Below are 4,472 nucleotides of genomic sequence, written 5' to 3'. Positions count from 1 at the left end.
CACCCGCGCGGTGTCCGCGGTGAGCCCCATCTGCAGCAGCTCCGAGTGCAGCATCAGCCGCGCCTGCGCCCACGGCAGCGCGACGACGCGGTAGCCCGCGAGCGCCTGGAGCAGCAGCGGCCGGTAGCTCGCGTGTCCGGGATCGGCGATGACGACGATGCCCCGGTCCGTGGTGGAGCGGATGAGCCGCCCGACGCCCTGGCGCATGAGCAGCAACGCGCGGGGCAGCCGGTACTGGAGGAAGCCCAGGTACTCGTTGCCCGCCTTCGCCAGCGGCTCCTCGCGCGCGGCCACCAGCGGCCGTGACGCCGGCTCCAGGGGCAGCTTGTCGATGAAGACACACCCCACGCCGCGCCCGGGGATGTCCACGCCCTGCCAGAAGCTCTTGGTGCCCAGCAGCACCGTGCCGGTGTCGCGCTCCTGCCGCGCCGCCAGCGAACGGCCGTGCCCGCGAGACTGGCGCAGCACCTCGATGCCGTGCGGCTCCAGCCGCGCCTGCACCTCGCGCGACACGCGCTCCAGCCGCCGCGTGGACGCGAACAGGCCCAGCACCCGGCCGCCCATCACCTGCGCCAGGCCGGAGATGCGCCCGGAGGCCCAGTCGATGAACGGCTCTTCGTGCGCGCGAGGCGCGTCCGTCACCAGCACCACCAGCGCCTGCTGTCCCAGGTGGAACGGCGAGGGCGCGCGCAACAGCGGCGGCCTCAGCCCCAGCCGCTTCAGCACGAAGGGCACGCCGTCCCCGGTGCCCAGCGTGGCGGACGCCATCACCAGCGCGCGCTTGTTCGCGGCGAAGTCCTTCGCCACGGACTCGGACACGTCCACCGGCTGCGCGCCCACGCTCCAGCGCCCCTTGCGAGGCTCCGCCCGCGCCGCGTAGCAGCGCTTCGCGTCCGGCTCCCCGGCCAGCTCCCCGGCCAGCACCGACAGCTCGCCCAGCTCCGTGGTGGCGCCGGCCAGCTCGCGCTCCAGCGACGGCTGCTTCACCGCCAGCTCCGGCAGCGCCGCCAGGGCGCGCACGGACAGGAGCGTGTGCACCCGCTGCAGCGCCGTGCGCACCGCCACCAGCCCCTCGCGCACGGGCTCCCAGGCGGGCAGGGCGCGCACCGCGTCCGTCACCCGCAGCTCCGGCGCGTAGGCCGCGTCGTCCGCGTCCTCACCGGGCATCGCGGACGCGGGCTCGCACAGGGCCGTCACCTGTTCGCCCAGCCCGCGCGCCTCCTGGAGCAGCGCGCGCAGGGCGTCGTCCACCTCGGACATCAGCACGCGGGACTCGTCCCGGCGCGTGGCCGCGAGCGCGCGGCGCAATTCCGCGAAGAGGCCCCGGCGCCCGTCGCGTCCGTGCAGCCGCTCCGTGAGGCGCAGGAAGGCCAGGTCGGACAGCTCCACCGTGAGCGCGGTGGTGGCCACGTCCTCCAGCTCGTGCGCCTCGTCCAGCACCAGGTGGTCCAGGCGCCCGTAGCGCGCGGGCCACGCGAACGCGAGCGACTGGTTGATGACCAGCACGTCCGCCTCGCGCGCCTGCGCCACCGCCGAGTGGTAGAAGCACTTGTGGTGATGCGGGCACCGCTCGCCCAGCGTCGTCGCCGCCTCGGAGCGCACCGCCGGCACCAGCCCGTGCATCCCCGGGAAGCGCTCGCGGAACCAGTGGCTCAGCCGGTCCAGGTCCCCGTCCACGCTGCGGCGCATATACGCGCGCACGTAGGCCCGGGGCGCGCGTGCTGAGTGGTTCATCCCCGGCTCCACGCGCGTGGCCTCCAGCGCGCGGCGGCGGCACAGGTAGTTCGTCTGCCCCTTGAGCAGCGCGTAGCCGAACGCGCCGCCCGTGGCCTGGTGCAGCCGGGGCAGGTCCTTCTCCAGCAGCTGGTCCTGGAGCGTCTTCGTGTGCGGCGCCACGCCCACCTTCAGCCCGTTGCGCGCCGCGAACAGCGCCGCGGGCGTGAGGTACGCCAGCGACTTGCCCGTGCCCGTGCCGGCCTCCACCGCCACCTGACCGCCGTCCGACAGCGTGCGCGCCACCGCCTGCGCCATCTCCAGCTGCGCGGGCCGGGACAGGAAATTGCCGCCCCGCTCCAGCGCGCCGCCAGGCCCCAGGATTTTCGCCACCTCGTCCGGACGCACCGGCAGCGGCGTCGCGTCCAGCTCGGGCTCCGGAGGGGGCCTGCCGCCATGGGCGCGCTTGCGCTCCGGCCGCGCGCGCAGGAAGCCGCCCGTCGTCTCCAGGCTCAGCGGCACCGGTGAGGCCCGGCACGCCTCCCACAGCCGCGACAGCAGCTCCAGGAGCGGCCGCGCCTCCGCGTCCATCGCCAGGTCGCGAGCGTCCTCGCCGGACAGGGCGTCCAGGAGCGGCGTGGGCCCCAGCGCCGCGCGGGCCCGGGGGTCCAGGGTGGCCAGCAGGTCCGCGACATCCTCCGCGCGCCCGTCGCGCACGCAGCCATCCAGCGCGTGCACCAGCACCGCGTGCACCGCCACGCAGTCATGCAGCGCGCGGTGCGGCTGCTGCGAGCCCAGCTTCGCCCACCGCATCAGCGACTCCAGCGAGTGGCTGGGCAGCTCCGGGTGCAGGTAGTGCATGAGCTCGCACGAGTCGAGCACCGGCACGCCGCCGAGCACGTCCGGGAGGAAGCCCTTCTCGAACGGGGCGTTGTGCGCCACCACCGTCCAGCCCTTGAGCCTTTCGCGCAGCTGGGCGCGCTCCGCGTCGAAGCGGGGCTGTCCGGAGAGCTGCGCGTCGGAGAGGCCGGTGAGCCGGCGGATGGTGAGGTTCAGCGGGCGGGACGCCGAATACAGCCGGGAGAAGCGGTCCACCTCCCGGCCGTGCTCGAAGAAGAGGCACCCGACTTCAATCACCTCGTCCACGCGGGGGTCGAGCCCCGTCGTTTCGAGGTCCAGGAAGACGTGCCGGGTGAAGAGCTCCGAGCTGCCCATGCAGGGCAACCAGACTACCCGCCCGGGCGGACATCGCCAGTTAACGGGCGCCCGGACTCAATCCACGACGAACGTGCCGGCGATCATCTTCCCCATCGCGCAGCCGTACCTCAGCGTCCCGGACTGGTTCGGCGTGAAGGCAATCTCCACCGGCGTGTTCAGCGGCAGCTTCGTGTCGATCTTGTACTCGTCCATCACCAGCTCGGTGGCGCACGTCACGTCCGTCTTGCGCGTCACCACCAGCTTCACCGGCTCGCCCTTCTTGAGCTGCACCGGCGAGGGCTCATAGCCCTTCTCCGTCACGGCCAGCTCCACCACGTGCACGCCGTTCTCCCGCCGCCCCACCTCCTGCGCGGCGGGCGCGTCCGGCTCCTTCGCGGAGGACTCCTTGGTGCACGCCTGCTGCGACGCCCCCGCGAGGACCGCCGCCGCGGTGAGCGCGAGCCAGGGCTTGATGATGCGGGAGAAGAAGGGGCGCATGGGTGGGGTCTCCTTGTGGGAGGCGAGGAAGGAAAAAGGCGGCCCGCCCGTGAAGGCGAGGGCCGCCCGGAAGTAACGGCACCGCGAGCGGCTTTCAGCTCTCGGCGTCGGGCTTCGGCTCGTCCGCGTCGTCGGAGGCGTCCTCGGCCGGGGCCGGGGGCGCCTCGAAGCGCAGGAGCGCGTGCAGCGGGATGAACAACTCGTGCCCGGGCTCACCCAGCAGCACGTCGAAGCGGCCCACGCGCAACAGCGGCGCCTCCACGGTGATGCCGTTGCGCAGCACCAGCTTCACCGTCTGCCCGATGTGCGGCAGGAACGGCCGCGGGTCCGAGTAGGGCCGCTTGTCCGGCTGCCGGGCCACCTGCGCCGGCTTCTGCGTGAGCTTCGCGTCGCGCTCCAGGTTCGGCATCAGCCGCTCCCAGTCACCCCTGCGCGCGATGAGCACCACCTGGAGCTTCTCCAGCCGGCCCGTGCGCTCGAAGGTGAAGGCGATGGCCTCCTCCGCCAGCAGCGTGTCCAGCAGCGACCGCTCCGCCAGCACCACGGACAGCTCGGTCTTCTGCTCGATGAAGGCGCCCAGGAAGTCCGCGACGAGCGCGTTGTCCACCTGGCCGCGCGCCTGCTTGATGGCCGCCTTGCGCTGGCTGCGCTCCTTGCGCGCCATGAACTCCTGCACGGTGAGGCCGCTCTGCAGGATGCCGAAGGCGTCGCCCAGCGACAGGCCCGGCGTCTGGCCCATCAGCTCGTAGACCTGGTCGAAGCGCTTCGCCTCCTCGGCGTGCAGCTTGCGCCAGATGCGCGCCTTCATCTTCCCTTCCAGCTCACCCTTGGCGATGCGCGCGGGCACGTGCTCGCGCGTGGCCAGCGCCTGGATCTGCTCCGGCGTGGGCGGCGGACGCGGCGTGCTGGGGCGCGGACCGAAGCGGCCCGGAGGCCCACCCGAGCGCGGCGGTCCACCCATCCCTGGACCCCGGGGCGGCGGACGCGAGGCAGCGCCCGGCGTGAAGCCCGGCGCTGTTGGACTGGCCGGCCGGGGCGGCGCGGAGGGGGCCGCCGTCGCGGGG

General features: G+C 73.6%; 3 protein-coding genes. All 3 read right to left on the bottom strand.

Going from position 1 to position 4,472, the window contains the following annotated elements; translation table 11 throughout:
* A partial coding sequence (locus D7X55_RS36475; RefSeq protein ID WP_121725443.1) for a helicase C-terminal domain-containing protein occupies positions 1-2,928 on the bottom strand: 2,928 nt, incomplete at its 3' end.
* A gap of 57 nt (positions 2,929-2,985) precedes the next feature.
* Positions 2,986-3,408, bottom strand: a complete 423-nt coding sequence (locus D7X55_RS36470) for a cupredoxin domain-containing protein (RefSeq protein ID WP_120547925.1) — start codon at positions 3,406-3,408, stop codon at positions 2,986-2,988.
* Between the two features lie 94 nt (positions 3,409-3,502).
* Positions 3,503-4,472, bottom strand: a 970-nt coding sequence (locus D7X55_RS36465; RefSeq protein WP_233610281.1) for a hypothetical protein, incomplete at its 5' end; no start/stop codon positions are given.

The organism is Corallococcus sp. AB049A (assembly GCF_003668885.1).
Taxonomy (GTDB): Bacteria; Myxococcota; Myxococcia; order Myxococcales; family Myxococcaceae; genus Corallococcus; species Corallococcus interemptor.
This window is presented reverse-complemented; position numbering and strand designations above follow the sequence as displayed.

Bases quoted from the DNA above. Each gene is read 5' to 3' on its own strand.
- D7X55_RS36470 (WP_120547925.1), bottom strand. From the start codon at position 3,408: ATGCGCCCCTTCTTCTCCCGCATCATCAAGCCCTGGCTCGCGCTCACC.